18 protein-coding genes are annotated in these 19,072 nt (G+C 24.6%); 11 read left to right on the top strand and 7 right to left on the bottom strand.

The features are described from left to right. The coding region (locus QMA87_RS02465; protein WP_283833787.1) for a hypothetical protein at window positions 1–971 on the top strand (971 nt) is incomplete at its 5' end. Window positions 972–982: 11 nt separating this feature from the next. Here QMA87_RS02465 and QMA87_RS02460 read toward each other — a convergent pair. The 5 genes from QMA87_RS02460 to rpoE form a co-directional block, all read right to left on the bottom strand. Further along, a complete protein-coding gene (locus tag QMA87_RS02460) occupies window positions 983–1,294 on the bottom strand; it encodes an integrase core domain-containing protein (protein WP_283833786.1) in 312 nt (103 codons plus the stop codon). Window positions 1,295–1,443: 149 nt separating this feature from the next. Then, window positions 1,444–1,701 carry a hypothetical protein gene (locus tag QMA87_RS02455; RefSeq protein WP_283833785.1) on the bottom strand — a complete coding sequence of 86 codons (258 nt, stop codon included), beginning with the start codon at window positions 1,699–1,701 and terminating at the stop codon, window positions 1,444–1,446. Then, window positions 1,692–1,847 (bottom strand): hypothetical protein, encoded by a 156-nt coding sequence (locus QMA87_RS02450; protein WP_283833784.1) that lies wholly within the window; start codon window positions 1,845–1,847, stop codon window positions 1,692–1,694. The genes QMA87_RS02455 and QMA87_RS02450 overlap by 10 nt, the downstream gene beginning before the upstream one ends. A gap of 330 nt (window positions 1,848–2,177) precedes the next feature. Then, on the bottom strand, window positions 2,178–3,041 hold the full coding sequence (gene fba, locus QMA87_RS02445) for a class II fructose-1,6-bisphosphate aldolase (RefSeq protein ID WP_283833783.1): 864 nt from the start codon (window positions 3,039–3,041) through the stop codon (window positions 2,178–2,180). 11 nt (window positions 3,042–3,052) lie between these two features. Continuing rightward, a complete protein-coding gene (rpoE, locus tag QMA87_RS02440) occupies window positions 3,053–3,295 on the bottom strand; it encodes a DNA-directed RNA polymerase subunit delta (protein WP_283823897.1) in 243 nt (80 codons plus the stop codon). 369 nt (window positions 3,296–3,664) lie between these two features. Between rpoE and QMA87_RS02435 the strand changes: the two genes are divergently transcribed. Beyond that, window positions 3,665–5,032 (top strand): DnaA ATPase domain-containing protein, encoded by a 1,368-nt coding sequence (locus tag QMA87_RS02435; RefSeq protein WP_283833782.1) that lies wholly within the window; start codon window positions 3,665–3,667, stop codon window positions 5,030–5,032. Between the two features lie 11 nt (window positions 5,033–5,043). Then, complete coding sequence (locus QMA87_RS02430; RefSeq protein WP_283823899.1) at window positions 5,044–6,150, top strand: DNA polymerase III subunit beta family protein; 1,107 nt, start codon at window positions 5,044–5,046, stop codon at window positions 6,148–6,150. Between the two features lie 82 nt (window positions 6,151–6,232). On the opposite strand, the gene QMA87_RS02425 is transcribed toward QMA87_RS02430, so the two are convergent. Further along, entirely contained in the window at window positions 6,233–7,231 is a 999-nt protein-coding gene (locus tag QMA87_RS02425) for an aspartate--ammonia ligase (RefSeq protein ID WP_430623764.1), read from the bottom strand. A gap of 252 nt (window positions 7,232–7,483) precedes the next feature. After that, window positions 7,484–8,095 (bottom strand): hypothetical protein, encoded by a 612-nt coding sequence (locus tag QMA87_RS02420; RefSeq protein ID WP_283827350.1) that lies wholly within the window; start codon window positions 8,093–8,095, stop codon window positions 7,484–7,486. A gap of 274 nt (window positions 8,096–8,369) precedes the next feature. On the opposite strand from QMA87_RS02420, the gene QMA87_RS02415 reads away from it, so the two are divergent. The 8 genes from QMA87_RS02415 (at window position 8,370) to QMA87_RS02380 (ending at window position 19,060) form a co-directional block, all read left to right on the top strand. After that, on the top strand, window positions 8,370–10,607 hold the full coding sequence (locus tag QMA87_RS02415) for a HinT-interacting membrane complex protein P80 (RefSeq protein WP_283833781.1): 2,238 nt from the start codon (window positions 8,370–8,372) through the stop codon (window positions 10,605–10,607). 1 nt (window position 10,608) lies between these two features. Continuing rightward, the gene (locus tag QMA87_RS02410; protein ID WP_283833780.1) at window positions 10,609–11,835 is read left to right on the top strand and encodes a HinT-interacting membrane complex lipoprotein P60; all 1,227 of its coding nucleotides are present in this window, start codon (window positions 10,609–10,611) and stop codon (window positions 11,833–11,835) included. Beyond that, complete coding sequence (locus tag QMA87_RS02405; protein ID WP_283823888.1) at window positions 11,819–12,148, top strand: HIT family protein; 330 nt, start codon at window positions 11,819–11,821, stop codon at window positions 12,146–12,148. Before QMA87_RS02410 ends, QMA87_RS02405 begins: the two co-directional genes overlap by 17 nt. 233 nt (window positions 12,149–12,381) lie before the next feature. Continuing rightward, window positions 12,382–13,581, top strand: coding sequence for a replication-associated recombination protein A (locus QMA87_RS02400; protein ID WP_283833779.1), 1,200 nt, complete (start codon window positions 12,382–12,384; stop codon window positions 13,579–13,581). A gap of 3 nt (window positions 13,582–13,584) precedes the next feature. Then, window positions 13,585–14,535 (top strand): phenylalanine--tRNA ligase subunit alpha, encoded by a 951-nt coding sequence (pheS, locus tag QMA87_RS02395; RefSeq protein ID WP_283823886.1) that lies wholly within the window; start codon window positions 13,585–13,587, stop codon window positions 14,533–14,535. A gap of 8 nt (window positions 14,536–14,543) precedes the next feature. After that, on the top strand, window positions 14,544–16,616 hold the full coding sequence (locus QMA87_RS02390) for a phenylalanine--tRNA ligase subunit beta (protein WP_283833778.1): 2,073 nt from the start codon (window positions 14,544–14,546) through the stop codon (window positions 16,614–16,616). 9 nt (window positions 16,617–16,625) lie between these two features. After that, window positions 16,626–17,177, top strand: coding sequence for a DJ-1/PfpI family protein (locus QMA87_RS02385; protein WP_283830246.1), 552 nt, complete (start codon window positions 16,626–16,628; stop codon window positions 17,175–17,177). Between the two features lie 263 nt (window positions 17,178–17,440). Beyond that, entirely contained in the window at window positions 17,441–19,060 is a 1,620-nt protein-coding gene (locus tag QMA87_RS02380; RefSeq protein WP_283833777.1) for a putative immunoglobulin-blocking virulence protein, read from the top strand. Window positions 19,061–19,072 lie beyond the last annotated feature (12 nt).

The following is a 19,072-nucleotide window of genomic DNA, read 5'->3' as shown; positions in this document are numbered from 1 at the left end:
TTGAGAATGGTGAATCGCAAGAAGCAATAAATGCGGAGCAGTTATATCCAATACTTAAAAGTGATGGATGGGCTGAAAAAGAGAAGGCGAGAACGGCAATAGACTGGGCGGCAACTGTGGCACAGGCAGGGCTTACAATAGCTGAAGCGGCGGCAGATAGTGGAGAAGAAAAACATTATAAAACGGCATGAAAAGCTGTGGGTATAGCTAATAAATTGTTTCAAATAGTTTTAGGCGGGACAATTGATAGTAACATTTTAAGAGATATTAAAGATGAGGCGGCTTCGATAGCGTATACATACGCCGGTGAACAATGGGTATTCATAAAAGGAGCGGAAATTTTGGCTAACGTTGTACTAGACATACAAGAATTCATAATGCAAAAAAGTAGGGATGCACACAAAGAATCAGCATTAAATGCAGCCTGAAACAGCAAAGAAAAATTATGGACGCAAGATCAGTATTTAGCACAAAAAAAACAGTTGTTTGCAGAAAGAAATTTTACAGAAGCAATAAGTTGAATTTTTGCAATGTTTTATAAAAACGATGAAAATAATCCAGGAATACATAAAAAAATGTTTTATAAAGAAAATGATATTACACTTAACAACGAAAAAGGAAAAACAAATAAAGAAGAATTAGATATATGATGTTATAGAGCATGAGATGAATATTCAAAGAAAAATAATAAATGAAAAGGAACTTGAAAGACTATAGTAGAAGAAAAATATAAAGATTTTATATATAGAGAATCAGATAAAGCGCCAATAGAAAAAAGAGCAAAATATGAAGTATTAAAAAGCTTTGCGGCAAAGGACGGGCTTTTTGATGCAGTTATAAAAACATTACAGTTAATTAATAACTGAGATATTAAAAAGCCGGAAGCAAGAGCACAAGAACTAGTTAAAATAACAATGGAAGCAACCGCTTCAATAGCAAAAATAGTAAAAAATCTTACAAAGAAAAAATAACATAAAATACATTATAATAAAAAGATGTAATGTATAAACATGGATAAAAAAATGTCATCATAAAATTTATTTTGCACCACAGCAACTTGCTGTGGTGTTTTTCATCCTAAATTACTTTGAATTCTTTCATTGTTGTATCATTTTATGAAATTTCTTATAACTTTTTTAAGTTCTTTTAATGTCATCTTGCTTATTTCAATTCTGTTTAAATATTTTGATTTTAAAATTGAGAATCAATATTCAATCTTACGATTATCAAGTAAATTACCTGCTCTTGAAAGTGATATTTCGCCATTATTATTTCTTATTTTATCAATATACACTTTGTTTGTATATTAAAACCTATAATCAGAATAAATGATGAATTTTTCACCTTTTGTTATTTTTAATAAATCGTTAACATTATCTAAAACAAAATTTAAATCATTATTAGTTAAGAGTTTTCAACTAATAATTTGTTTAATTTTATGACTTATAATTGCAGACAAGAAAACATGATTTTGTTTAGAATCTCTTGTTCCTTCACATCAGTTGCATAAATGTTTCGATTTTGATTATCGTTGTAATCTCTGTTTACAATGTTCTCAAATTTAGCAGTTGTATCTTTTTTACGTTCTTTGCGTTTTCATCTAATCTCACATTTTAAACCTAAACGGTTTATATCACGACCTAAAGTACGTGAATTTATATAAATATTGTGCTTTTTAGCAATAAATTGACTTAAACGCACTCTTTTATAAACTTTTTTTGTGAAGTAAATCTATCTATGAGAATGTTGTCATATTCTTTAGTTTTCACGACATTTTCTTTAAGGATTGAAAGTAACCTATCAACTTTAGTAGGGTTCATTTCTTTCAATGTACTCTTAATTTTCAATTTATTTTTTTCAGGTGCTCCACTACTTGGTCTTCTATTTATGCCTTGCTTATCTTCAACTAATAAATCTTAAATTCCTTTATTATAATATGAAACAATCCTTATAATCCTTCTGGTAAAGTGGCATTTTTTGATAAAAGCTAATTTGTGTGAGACGTTAATAGCTGCCTTTGTAGCTCTTTCCATTCCTAATTGCTCATACTCTTTAAAAATAATTTCATTCTCTTTTTTAGTAAAGTGTCTAGATATTTTGCTCTCTTATAACATACAGGTGATACAAAAAGACACTCTATAAAAGAGTGCCATTTTCTTGTCTTAATCTAGTTTCTGTTATTTTGCTTTATTTTGTGAACCAAACTCAAGAATTTTTTCTTTAACAGTTTCACACATTGCTTTATAGCCTGCTGCATAAAGTTTTCTTGGATCAAAGTTTTTTCCTTCAAGATCTTTGCCTGATTCAATATATTCTCTTAATGCTTTATGATTAGCTTGCTGTAATTCTGTATTTACATTAATTTTAGCAACACCTAATGAAATAGCTTTTTGAATTTGTTCTTTAGGAATTCCTGAACCGCCATGTAAAACAACTCCTAATCCGATTGTTTTTGAAATATTATCTAATACTTCAAAGTTTAATGATTTTCATGATGCAGGGTATGGACCATGAATATTTCCAATACCAGCAGCAAGAACATCAATTCCTAAATCAGCCATTTTTTTGGCTTCTACTGGATCGGCAAATTCTCCATCACCGATAATACCATCTTCTTCTCCACCTAAAGTTCCAACTTCAGCTTCTAAACTTAAGTTATGTTCTTTAGCTAGTTCAATTAAAATTTTTGTATTTTTATAGTTTGTTTCAAATGGTTCATGTGATCCATCATACATAATTGATGTATAACCAGCAGCAATAGCTTTTTTAGCACCTTCAAATGAACCATGATCTAAATGAAGCGCTACAGGAACTGTAATATTTAAATCTTTAATTAAAGCTTTAATCATTTGTGCACATACATTAAATCCACCCATATATTTAATTGCTCCTTCTGATGTAGCAATAATTACTGGTGAATTCATTTCTTGAGCTGTTAATAAAATGGCTTTTGATCATTCTAAATTATTTGTATTAATGTGAGGTATTGCATATTTATTTTCGTATGCATCTTTTAACATTTTTTTAGCATTTGTTAACATTCGATTACCTTTTAAATTTCATTTAAAGACCAAGTATTACCTTTTTCATATTTGAAACTTTTATCAACTGTCATTATTTTGTATAATTCGCCAGTTTTTTTAATACAAATTTCTTCATATGAAATGTTTTTTTCAGTTGCTTCTAAAGTTCATTTATCTCTCAATTCTAATTCAACTTCATTAAAAATTTCTTTAAAGTCAACCGAATTTTTACCTTGTAAAAACTCTTTAGTTATACTTAACATTGTCTTCATATGTATCCCTTTCTTATATCTAACTTTTTAATTATATAAAACTATTACTGCAAAATTTAAAATATTGTTAATAATTTGAATTTGAAATTCACTGTTTTGTTAGTAACTCATAAAGTTATTAATGTCAATATGTTGATAAAATTAATAATAATTTTTTTTAATATATTTTTTATTTAGTATGTTAAAAAATATGCTAGTTACTGACATTTATTATTTTTTACAAAAAGCTTATTTTTAAACACTTTTTAAAGTTACTTTTAGTTTTTTGCGTGTTATTAACATATTTATTAACATTTTTTATTTATATATTAATATTATTATTTATATAATAAATTAATAAACAAATGATATTTTATGTAAAATAAAGTTATGGATTCAAAAGATTATATTTCTCTATTAAATGAAAAATTTCAATTACATGCAGCGGGGCTAGACATTGATGAAATTGTTTATAAAAACATTATTAAAAAATTAGAGATTGTTGATTTAAAAGAAAATACGATTTATTTTTATATTAATAATTCACCTAGTTTTAAAATTTGTAAAGATGATGTTGAAATAATTTTGAAAAAAAACATTAAATATATAGATGAAAATCTTATTAATTTTGAAATAGTTCATGATTTAAATGAAAAAGATAAAACATTAGAAGAAACCCAGCTTAAAAACGAACAAGTTGAAGAACAAACTTTTAAAATAACGGTTAAACAAAATTTAGATTTAAATCCCGAATTAAGTTTAAAAAATTATTATGTTGGTAAATTTAATAAAACACCTTATACAGTGGCAAAAAAAATTATTGATTCTACATTAATAACAAACATGATTTTTATAGTTGGAACTCATGGTGTTGGAAAAACACATTTAGTAAATGCTATTTGTTTAGAGCTTGAACAAAAAGGATTAACTGTTCAAATTATAAAGACATCTAAACAAAATGAATTTTCTATGTTATTAAAACGTAATATGCCTGAAGAAAAAGCTGAATATATTTCAAATTATTTATTACCAGATCTTCTTGTTATTGACGATTTACAAGAATATAAAACTAAAGTAAAAACATTTGAATTTTTAAATGACATTATTGAAGCAAGAAAAGATAATAATAAACTAACAATAATATGTGCTAGTGAACGTGCAGAGCTATTAAAAGAGTCATTTAATGAAAGATTGGTAAATAAGTTAGTTGAAGGTGTTACTGTAGAAATTAAAAAGCCTTCTGTTGATGAAATGTATAAAATTTTAATATTTATGCTTAAAAATGCAAATTGAGATATTAATAAATTTGAAAAATGTACATTAAATTCTCTTATTAATCTTAATGTAAATACAATAAACAAATTAAAAGGGTATTTAGTAACATTGAATATGTTTGAAACTAATATAAAAAAACATGATGTTTATAGTAAAGAAATCCTTTCTAAATATATAAATGAGTTAAATAACAATAATGAAATTAATGAAGATAAAATTATTAAAACAATCGCAAATTATTATAATATTGACGCAAAAAAAATGCTTGGTTCAAGCAGAATAAAAACAATTGTAAGAGCAAGACACTTTTTAGTTTATTTTTTAAAAAATAAACTGAAATATAAACAAATTAAAATAGGCAAACTACTTAATAAAAATCATTCAACTATTGTTTATATTCTTAAGGAAATGGAAATTAAGAAAGAAGAGAAAGAATCTATTAGAAGTGCTATTAGTGCTATTGATAATTTAATAGAAAATTAAAGGAGAAAAAAATGAATTTTAAAATAGATAAAGGTGTGCTTAATAAATACTTAAAAGTAGTAAGCAGAATGATTGATGATAGCAATGCTCATATAATTAGACAAGGTATTAGTATTAGAGTTTTAGAAAAAGAAATTCAATTAATTGGTTCGGATGAAGAAATATCAATTAAAGCAAGAATTAAACAAGATAATAAACTTGAAATATATGAGACAGGGCAAGTAGTTGTAAACGCGAAATTATTTAAACAAATGATAGATAAATCAGAAAAAGAAATTCAAATTGTTAAAAATAAAAATGTGTTATTAATTAATTCAAATAATACTAAATATCAATTACCAATTTTTAATTCACAAGATTATCCTTATATAGATTTTTCTGTTTCTGGTAGTGAAATGATTTTAGACTTTAAAGAATTTAAAAGATTATTCACAGGTGTTTCATCTTCAACAGAGCCAGGTGATGACAAGCCTCAAACATCTTCAATCCATATTTCAGTTTTAGAAAATATTTTAACTATGGGAGCAAGTGATAGTTGAAGACTTTCATATGCACAAACAAATGTTAAAACAGAAATGAATAAAAACTTTGTAGTAAAAGAAAAACATCTTAAAAGAATTTGAGTTGAAGATCTTGGCGAGAGAGTTCAAGTTTATGTTAATGATAATGAACTTTCTGTAAAAAATGATAATTTAATTATTAAAACAAAATTAGCGTCTGTAATGTATATTGATTTTTCAAAACACTTACAACAACTTGATCAATCTCAAGTAACAACTATTGAAATTAAAAAAAGTGAACTAAATAATCTTCTTAATAAAGTTATTCAAGATTCTAGTGTTCAGGATAATAAAATCACATTACAATTACAAAAAAATAAAGTAACAGTTAAGTCACAAACACCAGCATTTGGTATTATGGAATCATCAACTTCTGATTTTTTATTTAAAGGGATTGAACAAGAAATTGATATTAACAATAAATTTTTAATTGATGCAATAAAGACAACAGATCAAACAATTAGTTTGTCAGTAGGTTCAGAAGCTGAACATGTATTTATTTGTAATATGCCATTAAATGGAATAGTTCATTATATTGCAACCTTAACAAGAAGATAATTTTATTACAGTTAAAGCACATTAAATTTGTGCTTTTTATTATTCTTCAAAAAAAAGCAAGAAAAAAAGAGCTATTTAGCTCTTAAAGTAATTTAACACCGATCGATTTTAAAGAAGCAATCATATCATCTGGTCAAAATGAAGCTTGAACTTCCCCAATATGTTTTTTCTCTAGTAAAAACATACATAATCTACTTTGGCCAATTCCACCACCTATAGAAAGAGGTAATTCTTTGTTATAAATTTTCATGTGGTATGCCCCTAATTCAGAATTAGGTTTTTCAGCAGCAATTTGTTGCTTTTTCAATGCTTTAGCATCCACCCTAATACCCATTGAAGTTAATTCTAATGCTTGATCATTAACGGCATCATAAACGATCAAATCACCATTTAATTTTCAGTTATCATAGTCAAAAGCACGTTTATCATGCGGTTCACCATTTAATAATGGAAAACCAATTTGCGAAACAAAAAAAGCTTTATGTTTTTTAGCAAACGCATATTCTCTTTCTTCAGGAGTTAAACCAGGATACATATCTAATAATTCTGTACTTGTTACAAATGTAAGCCGTTCTGGCAATTTATGAGATAAAACAGGAAACTCTTTATTTATTTTCTTTTCTACATACAAAAAAACATCATAAATTTTTTTAACAGTTTTCTTTAAAAAACCACTGTTTGCCTCTTTTTCTCTAATAAAGAACTCTCAATCTCATTGATCAACATAAAATGAGTGAGTATTATCCAAAATTTCATATCTACGTATTGCATTCATATCGGTATAAATACCTTCATGAATTCCAAAACCGTATTTTTGTAAAGCCACACGTTTTCATTTTGCTAACGAATGAACTATTTGTAATTCTGTATCTAAATAACCTTTAACTTTAAATCTAACAGGAACATCACCATTTAACCCGTCATTAATTTTTGATTCTTCTGTTACAAATAAGGGCGCTGTAACACGAAGAAGCTTTAATTTTTTTGAGAACTGATTTTGAAAAGTCTTCCTAACTTGATCAATAGCATATTGAGTCTCTTTTACTGACAATAAACTTTTATATATAACTTCACTATTCATTTATAAACCTTCCGATCTGTATATAACATTCATTTATATTAAAATTATATATTATATAATTTGTTGATTTAAATAATTTGCTTATATTGCAATGAAAAAATACAAAAAGAATAAAAAGCAACAAAAAGAGCAAATTTTTAAAAAATTCTATATAAAACGAATGAAAAACATTTTCATAAAATGCAATTTTAAAATAATAATTGCCTGTTTTTTAACCAAAAATAAAAATACAATATATTTTGTAATAAATCATTATTCAAATTCAAAAAAGTATTTAAACTCAACGTTTTTAAACATAATTGTTTTTGTTAAAAAAGAAATATTTTGATAAGTTGAAGTAAACGGTTTTTCTAATTCGTTATTAAGTAATATATATTCAGAAAATTCATTAACCACAAATTTATTAACAAGCGTATTTAATGATAAAAATTTTTTAGTTATAAAAGTATTAAAAATTTTACATAACTTAACTTTAACTTTAGTTATTTTTGAAAACAAATGAGGATATTGTTTTATAAAAACAAAATTACTAATCAAAAATAAACTAAAGTTTTTCTCAATAACTTTTGAATTTGTTGGAATAACTAAATCAATAAATATTATTGATTCATCGTCCTTAAAGTAAGGAAGAAGATAATTATTTAATGAATCTGTATTATCAAAAAACCATTTTTCTTCAATTCTTTTTAAACGGAAATAGTCTTTGTAATTCATAACAATTCTATAATCAGGTTCTTCAAATACACTATTATTTCCTTTGATAAAATCAAGCATTTTTTTAGATAAAGAATAATTTATTTTATGTTTATCAAGCAATTTCTTTAATTTTAATAACGCGACAATATTTTTTGTTTTATAGTTCATGCTTGAATTATATTTTATTATTAAAAATAGAAACAAAAAACACAATGTAATTTATTTAAAATCTACTTTTTGTTAACAATTGTTGTTTAAAAAACAAGATTTAATTTGTAAATTATTATTAAATATTTATAAAAAATTTTATATATAAAAAGGCAATAAAAACAGTATTAAATAATAAAATACGAGCTATTAATGTCATATTTATTTAATTATTTAATTAATTATTATTTATAATTATATTTAATATTAAATTAGATTTAAATAAGGAGTCGATATGGCTAAAAAAGAAAAAAAAGAGACCTTTTTTGAGAAGTTAGCAAGAAAGAATACACAAGAAGAAAAGATAACATTAAAATCTAAAAAAACAAGAATTGCAACATACACTATTTTAGGTTTTTTAGGTGCTGCAACTGTAATTGGAATTGGTGTTCCACTTACAATTAACGAAGTAAAAATTAATAATATAAATGAATTTAATAATAAGTCAAATATTTTTAAATTTATTACTAAAGATGGAAGCACAAAAGAAATTAATTATGGACAAATTCAAAATTATATTGCAACAACCGATAAAGAAACACAAGATAAATTGTTAAATGATTTTAGTAATGAAATTATTAAAAAACTGTATGAAGAAGAATATCAAGACTCATTAAAATTTGAATATATTTTAAATAATTCATTACTTGAGGGTGAAGATAAATTCACTAATATTGCATTAAAATCTTTTGATGATCTTAAAAAAGAAGAATTAAATAAAATTAAAGATCAAGAAAAGTTTTATAAAAAGAATTATCGTGAAAAATGAGAAAGTGAGTTTATTTCATATCTTTCAACAAATTATGCTGAGGCTAAAACATCCGAAGAAGCAGCTACATATAGCACAATAAAAAACATTAAAAAAGACGCTTTAAGAAGATATGTTCAAGCTGATGAATCAATGTTTAGCTATAAAGATTGAAATAGAAAAGCTCGTAGAAATATTTTTGAACTTGAAGTAAAAAATAATGAAGTTATTGAGAATAAAGATAAAGGCATAGCTTATAAAAAAGATTCATATGTTTTTAGAGATAAATTACTTGTTCAAGTAGATATAAAAAACCCTAATATTGAAAAACAAAACTTTATTATTGATTCTGATTCAAGTTTAGAAAATAAAAAAACAATAGCACTTTTAAACAACAGTTTCTCTTTAGATAAATCAAAACGCAGCTTTTTACCTATTATTGAAGAATTTGCAAAATCTCAAAATAAATATTCAGTTACAAAAGCTCAGTTACCAATTCAAATTGATTATAAAGATTTAGATCGCGGAGCATGAAAGATAACAAAAGAAGGTTTAATTAATTTATTTTCAAAAACAATAAGTAAACAGCTTAATAATGAGTATGAATTTCTTAATGAAAATGAACAAAAAGATTTTTATTCTCATGATAACTTTAATGTGTTTATGAGATTTTTTGCCGATAATAAAGCTAACGATTCAAAACAAGGTAAATTAAAAAATGATTTTTTAAATATTTATATGGATGCTATTACATCAAATGGTTTAGGAGGATTTTCTCAAGGTATTAATCCAATTCAATCATTTGAGAATTTTGCAACTGAAAAAGCAGCTGAAGAAATTCTTACATTATTCTCTAATTCATCTTTAAACTTTAATAATCAAACTTTTGCCAACTGAAATTCTAATGATAATTTACTTTATAAAGCTTTTAGTGAATTTAAAAAAATACTTATTTCAGATTTAAGCACAAAAGATTCAAAATTAAATTGATTATGAAAACTTTCAAATTTTGGCAATCCTCAATCAGTAGAACAAGTAATTAGATACAATGAAATGATCAAAGATTATTTTAACTCATTTAGTGATGACGCTATTAAAGAGATTTTTGGAAGAAAAATTAAAAACATTTTTTACTCTGAAGATGGAGCTAATGCGCTACTTTCTTATAAATACAAAAATGGTGATTTTATAGTTAATGTTGTTCCTACAGAAAAAAGTTTATTACTTATTTCTTATGAAAAAGAAATAGCAACAAAAGAAGAAATTTTTAACAAAATTATTTCAGATGCACAAAATACATTTAACGGCAAAAGTGAAAAATACAAATATCTTGAAGCAATAACTAAATTTAATACAGAGCACAAAATTCAAGAGCAAATGTTAAAAAACATAACTAAAGAAGAATTTAATATTAATAAAGATTTAATAACACTTTCTAAAAAATATAAACAAGAAATAGTTAATTCTTTATTAAAAAACCAAGAAACTGTAATTGATATATTTGTGAAAGAAAATAATAAAAAAAGCATTGAAAATCAATTAAAAATTTTTAACGATGTAGACAAATTTATTAAAGATAGAATTAACTCAAACCAATTTGTTAAAAATATACAAAGAAAAGACGGAAAAATTATTTTAGTAGACAACCAGAAAAAAGTGATTGCAGAAGATGCAGTTGAACAAATAAGAACTCTTATTGAAAAAGAAATAAAGGGAGGAGAGTAATATGAAATTTAGAAAAATATTAATGTTAACTCCAATTACAATGTTTCCTATTATTACAATTTCATGCGGTAAGGATGTAAAAACATCTGAACGTCTTGAACAAGAAAAAAAGATAGAGGCAGACAAAGCATTTATTAATAATGCTATTCTTACAAAAGCCATTGTAGCCGACTTATATAAAAAAGATATTGACGAATTATTAAATGAATTTAATAATGAGAATTCAAAATATTTCAAAAATTCATACGAGCTATTTAAAATATTTGCAGCTTACAATTTAAGCACAAATAGCAATTTCTTTGCTGAAAAGGAAGAAAAAGAATGAAGTCAATTTTTAAATTTTGATAATATTGCTACACCAGGTGTAATTCCTGATGTAAAAAGGTTTAAAAAATATTTTACTAATCCAAGAACAAAAATAGAATTTACCATTAATAAAATGTATTTAGCACAAAAATATTTTTTAGAAGAAAATGAAGAAGCACTTAAAAAAGCATCTCCTTTAGTTTTAGACTACGAAATTGATTTAAAAAATTACAACTTAATAAATTATTTAATTAAAAATAAAGTTTCTCAACAATGAAGTTTTGTTTCTTCAAATAACTCAGATATATATTCAAAAATATCTGAGCAAATTTCTAAATTAGAAGATTTTAATAATTTTTTAATTAAAGAAACAACAACTTTAAATAAATCTGCACCTGAATTATTAATTAAAAATTCATATAATAAATCTGATATAGATGAAAGCAAATTATTGGGTTATCAAGGTTTTAAAAATAACGGTTTAGCAGGATTTGAAAAACTTAATTCAATGTTTAGTAAAGAAATTTTACTTAAAGAAGAAATTGAACATCGCACAGGTTTTTATGATTATAATAAAGAAATTATTATTCCACCAAATCAGCTTTCAGAAAACCCTATTAAAATTTATAATTCTAAAACAAAAAAATTTGAATTAGCTTACATTAATGTTTTTTTACCTAAAGCGAAAAAAGCAAGTGAACAATTTATTGAAAAAGTAAAAAAAACAGATTCTAAAAAATATGAAAAATTTACTTCATATTTAACACTTGATGATATATATTCAAAAGAACAATTAGAAAAGCTATCTGCTATTCTTTCAATTGTAGATCCAGAATTAGATAAAAAAGTTGCTGAATTTTTTAAATCACAAGGCTATAAACTTGATGTACTTGAGGAAATATTTAATGAAGAAAAAAAATAATGATTCAATTTTTAGCAAAATAATAAGAAGAGAAGTTCCATCAAGAATCGCATACGAAGATAAAAATGTAATTGTAATTTGAGATATAGATCAAACACATAAAGATCATTTATTATCAATTTGAAAAGAAGAATACGTTAATCTTTTTGATTTACCAGCTCATAAGATCAAAAAATATTTTAAAATAACAGCTAAATTTGCCAAAAAATTTATTAAAAATAATGGCTATAAAGCATTTAAAATATTAATGAATAATGGCGTTGAAGCTAATCAAGTTGTAATGCATTGTCATATTCACATTTTTCCATTTTAAATAGCTAATTATAAAATGATTCAATTTAATATTACGAAAACAACATCTGTAATTTTAAGCAGATGTTGTTTTGTATTTTATAAAAACGATAAACAAACTATTATTTAATTATTTTTACTCCATAAATAAAGAAAAACGAAAAAATTTAAAAATTATTAATATGTTATTTTCAATAAGTAATTTAATAAATTAAATTAATACCACTTAAATAGTATAATTTAAAAAAGGTATTTATGAATGATGTTGAAAATATTAAAAGTTTAGATGAAATAATAGGCCAAAAAAAAATTGTTTTTTTATTTAAAAAATTAGTTGAGCAGAATCACTTGCTTAATATAATAATTTTTGGGGAACCAGGAATTGGCAAAACAACTTGTGCCAAAGCACTTGCTAAAGCATATAATTTACCTTTTGATATTTTTAATTCAACTATTCAAAACAAAAAAGAACTTGAAGAAAAAATTGCTAACAACAAAATTTTAATAATTGATGAAATTCATAGATTAAATAAAGATAAACAAGATATATTATTGCCCAAAATAGAAAATAAAGAAATTTATGTGATTGCCACGACTACAGAAAATCCTTATTTTAAGGTTAATCCTGCACTTAGAAGTAGAATGAAATTGTTTGAATTTCACAAACTAACAAAAGATGAAATTGCACAAGATATCCAACAAAAAATTGAAAATAAAGAAATTAATTTAAATATTAATAAAGAGAACCTAGAAGTTATAATTAAACTTTCTAATGGTGACTATCGTAGTGTATTAAGTAATATTGAATTATTATCAGTTTTATTTGGAAATAAAAAGATTACAAAAAATGATATTAATATTGCAATACCAAATTTAACATTTAATTCTGATAAAGATGCCACAGCACATTATGATATGCTATCTGCATTTCATAAATCACTTCGAGGAAGCGATATTGATGCAGCATTATATTATTCACATATATTAGTTAAATCAGGTGATATTGATAATGTTATTAGAAGAATTCAAGCTATGGTTTATGAAGATGTTGGATTAGCTTCAAATAATCTTAGTTTGAAAGTTGATAGTGCTATTAAAGCGATTGAACGACTAGGTATGCCAGAAGCAATGCTTCCATTAACATATATAATTATTGAATTATGTATAGCGCCGAAATCTAATTCAGTATATAAAGCAACTTCAAAAGTAAAAGAATTTATTAAAGAAGGGAACATTTTTCAAGTTCCAAATCATTTAAGAGATAATCATTTTAATTCAGCAAAAATCTTAAAATATGGTGAAGGATATAAATATCCACACAATTATAATAATAATTATATTTCACAACAATATTTACCTAAAGAAATAAAGAATATTAAATTTTTTGAATACGGATCTAATAAAGTGGAACAAGCTTATAAAAAATATTGAGAAGAAATTAAAAAAGGAGATTAATTTATGGAGATAAAACTAGAGAATATTAAAACATTAGAAGATCTTAAGAATGCTAAAAATAAAGTGTATGGACCCGGATCAGAGATTGCCAATTTAAAAAATAGTATTAAAAGTGTTTCAATAGAAGAAAGAAAAATAATTGGCAAAAAGTTATCAGAATTAAATGCTTATTATGAACATTTATTTCAACAAGCAGCTATTAATGTTGAAGAAAATAGAATCAATGAATTAATGGAAAATGACAAAATCGATATGTTTGAGCCAGTTAATTTAATTGGATCAATTCACCCACTTAAATTAATAGAAAACAGATTAAGGACATGGTTTTTAAACCATAATTATTACGAATCAAAATATAGCGAAATAGAATCTGATTTATATAATTTTGAAAGACTAAATATTACTAAAGATCATCCTGCTAGAGACATGCAAGATTCATTATATATAGATGAAGAAACATTATTAAGAACTCATAACACTGGCATGAGCGCTAGAGAATTAGAAATTAATAAGAATAAATCATTTTATTCATATGCAATTGGAAAAGTATATCGTAATGATGAGGATGACGCAACACATTCTCACCAGTTTACTCAACTTGATTTTGTTGGTGTTGGAGAAATTAGTTTTTCCCAATTAATTGAAACATTAAAAGATCTTTTAACATATGTTTTAGAAACAAATATTGAAATTAGATTAAGACCTAGTTATTTCCCTTTTACAGAACCTAGTGTTGAAGTTGATGTTTGATACAATAATTGTTGAATAGAAATTTTAGGCGCTGGTATGGTTCACCCTGAAGTAATGAAAGCTGCTGGTTATACAAACAATATGAATGGTTTTGCTGCCGGATTAGGTATTGAAAGAATTGCCATGATTAAATATAATATTAAAGATATTAGAGAATTTTACATTAATGATTTAAGGTTTTTAAATCAATTTAAAAATAAATAGGGGGAAGCATGAAGTTTTCAATAAATAAATTAAAAGAGTTATTAAAAAATGAATCATTAACCAATGAAGAAATTGTTAATGCAATTAATGATATAGGTTTTGAAGTTGAAGAATTAATTCAACCCCTAAAACATAAAAATATTAAATTTTGTAAAGTTCTTTCTGTTTCAAAAAATCCTAATGGCGAAAGGCTTAATGTTTGTGAAGTGAAATTTAATAATGGTCAAAGAGTAATTCAAACTACTGATAATAGTGTCAAAGAAGGAAAAACTTATATAGCAATTCAATCAGAAGGTTTTGCGGGCGACATTATTATTAAAAATACATCATTAAAAGGTGTACAATCACAAGGAATGTTTTGTTCTTTAGAAGAACTAGGTTGAGATCCTAATTATCTTAATGAAGAGGTTAAAGGCAAAATTTTTAATTATGAAGCAAAACTTGAATCAAAAGTTTCTGATGAACTAGATCTTAATGATTATTATGTGGATGTTTCTATTCTTTCAAATAGAAACGACGCCAACTCTTACAAAATAATGTCACTTGAACTAGCAGCATATTTTGATTTAAAAGTTAATAATTTTGACCCATCAAAAATATATTATACGACCCATCATAAAACTTTTGGATATTCACTTATTGATGAAATGAATATTATTGAAGACATGGTTAGTTTTAAATTAAAAGAAGTTCCAGAACTAACTATTAAAGAAAAAGCATTACTTGTTAAATCCGAAGTTAAATTAGCTGATAAATTTACAAACTATGCAAACTACTTAAGTTTAATGTATGGTTTACCTATTTATGTTGTTAATGATGATAAAACATTTAAAATTGAATTACAAAATGAATTAGTTGTTCTTAATTCAGAAAACAATAATATTATTTTAGGTATTGAAAATACAACAAAAATTAAAGATCCTGTTTTTACAATAATTATTCCTAACATAAAAGCAGTTAGAAAAAACCTTAAATTTTATAAAAAAAGCAACAGAAACACTATATTATCGATGAAAAAAGTGTCAGCAGGATTAATTAATTTATTTAGTTTTGATTTTAAAAAAGTACTTAAAAATGTAGTTATTTTTAAACATGATGCAGAAAGAGAATATGTCGAATATTCTAAAGAATTGCTTGATAGATATGCAAACTTTGAAATGTCTAAAAGTACAGATTTTAAAAAAATTCAAGCTAAATTAAATCAACTTGGCTTTGATTTTACAGCCCAAAAAACAAAATTACCTGTTTATAGATATGATATAAAAACTACTGAAGATTTTATAGAAGAAGTATTTAGATTTTATGGATATTCACATTTTCAAACAAATAATAATTTAAAAGTGGTTTCAAATGTAGCGCCCTGAAATAATAATGATATTAAGCTAAGTTCAATGGGCTATCAAGGCATTTTGACTTATACTCTTGTAAATAAAGAAGAAATGATGTTTAATCCATTTTCATTTGAAAATGAAATTAAATTAAAAACATATGTTTCAGAAAATAATTCTATTATTAGAAATTCCCTTCTTCCATCCTTTTTAAGGATAATTAATTATAATTACAAAAGAAAAATTACTCGTTTAAATTTATTTGAAGAAGGAATGATTAATAATGGGATTAGATCTATCATGTTTAGTTCTAATACAAAAAGCTTTAATGAAATAAAAGCGAATTTAAGTAATATTATAGGTTCATTTGAATTAAGGAAATTTGAAAAAAATTATTTACACAAGAATATATCTGCACAAATTATTAAAAATGGTAATATTATTGGTTGAATAGGAAAATTAAATCCTAAATTTGACTTATCAAATTCTATTTTTGTTGAAATTATTCAACAAAAATATAATGAAACTTATTCATATTATGAATATAAAAATACCCCTTTAGTTTCATTAGATATTACTTTTAAAGTAGAAGAAAATCAATCAATTTCTGAGCATTTAAAAATGCACAATATTGATGCCTCTAAAGTTGAAATTATTGATAAATATAATAAAGATAATTATACAAATACAACCATAAGAATTACATCAACAAAAGAAGAAATAGAATTGCTATCGAAAGCAATTAATAGATAGGAGGAAACAATGAAATTATTAGTTGTTTCATATAATAATTACAATGATATAGAGTTAACAACCCCACTAACTATTTTAAGAAAAGCAGATCCAGCTATTGAAATAGAATTTTATAATCCGTTGCATGAAAAACAAGGAACCTTAATAAAAGGTCAACACAAAATTATTGTTGTTGAATCTCTTACTTACTGACCAAATGTAATGAATTATGACGCAATATTTATTCCTGGCGGACAACATTGCCTTACTATGAGAGAAGATAATGCCGCTATAGAGATAGCAAGATATTTTTTAAATAATAATAAACCTGTTTTTGCTATTTGTGATGCAGGAAATGTTCTTTATGAAAAGGGAATTATTGAAAATTATTCTTACTCCTCATATCCCATTAAAGATTTACAAGCAGGCAAAAGAAACACATCACAAACAAGCATTTGTAATAATTTAATTACAGGTAAGTCACCATATGCAGCATATGAATTGGGCTTACTCATGGTTAAAACATTATATTCAGAAGAATTAAAAAATCAAATTAAGTCAGCTTTAAATCCTAAAGGATAAAAAATATGTACAAAAACACTTGCAACTAACAAGTGTTTTATTATTTTTTTATGTCAAAGTTATGAAAATTATTTTATTAATTTTAATTAAAAAATATGCAAAATTTTATTTTCTATATAGTCATTAAATATAATTTCAATGAATTTTTCAGTAAACTTAGTATTAATAAAAAAGTCATTTTATACAATATTTTATAAAATTAAATTCGCACAAAAATGTAATATAATTTTAAATATTAAATTTTTAAGAAATAGAGAAATTTTATGAAAAGAAAAAATCGAATTATATTATTTACAACATCATTTTCAGTATTACCAATTGCAACAACAACCGGCTATTTTATTTATAAACATTTTCTTAATGATAACAAAACTCATATATTTGAAAGTAATGATTTAAATAAATTACAAAATAACGCAAGACAACAAAATAGCAATAAAATCTATATTGCTGACATAAATTTTAAAGAAAATATTCCTAAATTACCACCTCGAAAAGAACCATTACCTATAGAAATTCCTAATAGCAATAAAACTATAAATATTCTTGAAAATAAATTAACACCTTTTATTCCTAAAAAAGAAAAAGAAAAACTGCAAAGAATTACAAAAGTGCCTGACCTTATAATAAAGCCTTCTGAAATACCAACACCAAAACCAAATCCTAAACCAGCTTCACCAACACCAGCGCCAATTCCAACCCCGCCAACCCCTAAACCAGCGCCTATACCTATACCTGTACCTTTAATACCTTCGCCAGCACCTGCCCCTGAGCCTTCTCCCGTTCCAAGCCCCGCCCCATCAAATGAAAATATAAGCGGTGGCCTATATGAAGAAAGTGCTGATTCAGCAGGAGGGAATTATGGAACAGGAAATTATATTGGATGAGACAAATCGGAGAATAAACTTGGAGATGACAAAAAAGATAGGGGCACTGAATTTTTTAAATATGGAGTAAGCACAAAAAATCATGGAATAAAGATATTTAAATTAGAAGATAAAAATGGCAATAATAAGCTAAATATTAAAAATGGATATTCAGTTGATGCAGATTTAAATAATGTATTTGGCCTTACTACTTTTAGAAGCGTTAATGAATTACTTGAAAATGATAATAAAAAAGTTATTCAATATCGTTTTACTAATATTGGAGCGTATGAAGACGATACAAGAAATTTAAATCTAATTTTTGGATCAATACAGGAAAATGCCCCTCAAGTAACTTTAATTTTTAAAAAAAATAGAATTGATATGTTAAAACATTTAAAAAATAAAAAAATTAAACAACTAGATTTATTTAGTAATTCAGATGTTGATTCAAAAAATTGATCAATTAACCCTTTATTTTTAGAAAATATTTCTAATATAAACAATAATAATTATGCTAATGAAATTGGATTAGGCACAGATACAAGCGGAGGCAAAAAAATTATTTTTAATTCATTATATTTTAATAAAGAAGATGCTGAGAATGACAATAATTTAGATAAGATAAATAAAGGCCTAAAAATGGTTTACGAAGACAGAAAAAACGAAGACTTTTTTAAAGGTTCTAAAAAAGTTGGTTACCCAACAGAACTAGATCTTTCTGAGACTAATTTAAAATCATTAAAGGGGCTAAAATTTGATTTTACTGACAGCAGAGGCAAAAAAGTTAGATTAACTAAATTAACATTAAATGGTGGAAACAGTAGCAATTTTGAAATAAATGCTGATGAGTTAAATGAAGCAAACTTTGAAGTATTAGATTATGATTATTCAGGTTCTGAAATAGTATTTAAAAATAATGTTAATAAAATATCACCTAAAGATCCTAATAAACTGACTGAACAAGGCAAAAAGAATCTTGGCATATTACGTAAATTAGCCAAAATCTCAGCTTAATAAAAATAAAAG

The organism is Mycoplasma phocimorsus, assembly GCF_030077875.1.
In the GTDB taxonomy this organism is placed as follows: domain Bacteria; phylum Bacillota_I; class Bacilli_A; order Mycoplasmatales; family Metamycoplasmataceae; genus Mycoplasma_H; species Mycoplasma_H phocimorsus.
Note: the sequence above shows the minus strand (reverse complement) of the source record. Positions and strands in the feature narration are given on the sequence as shown.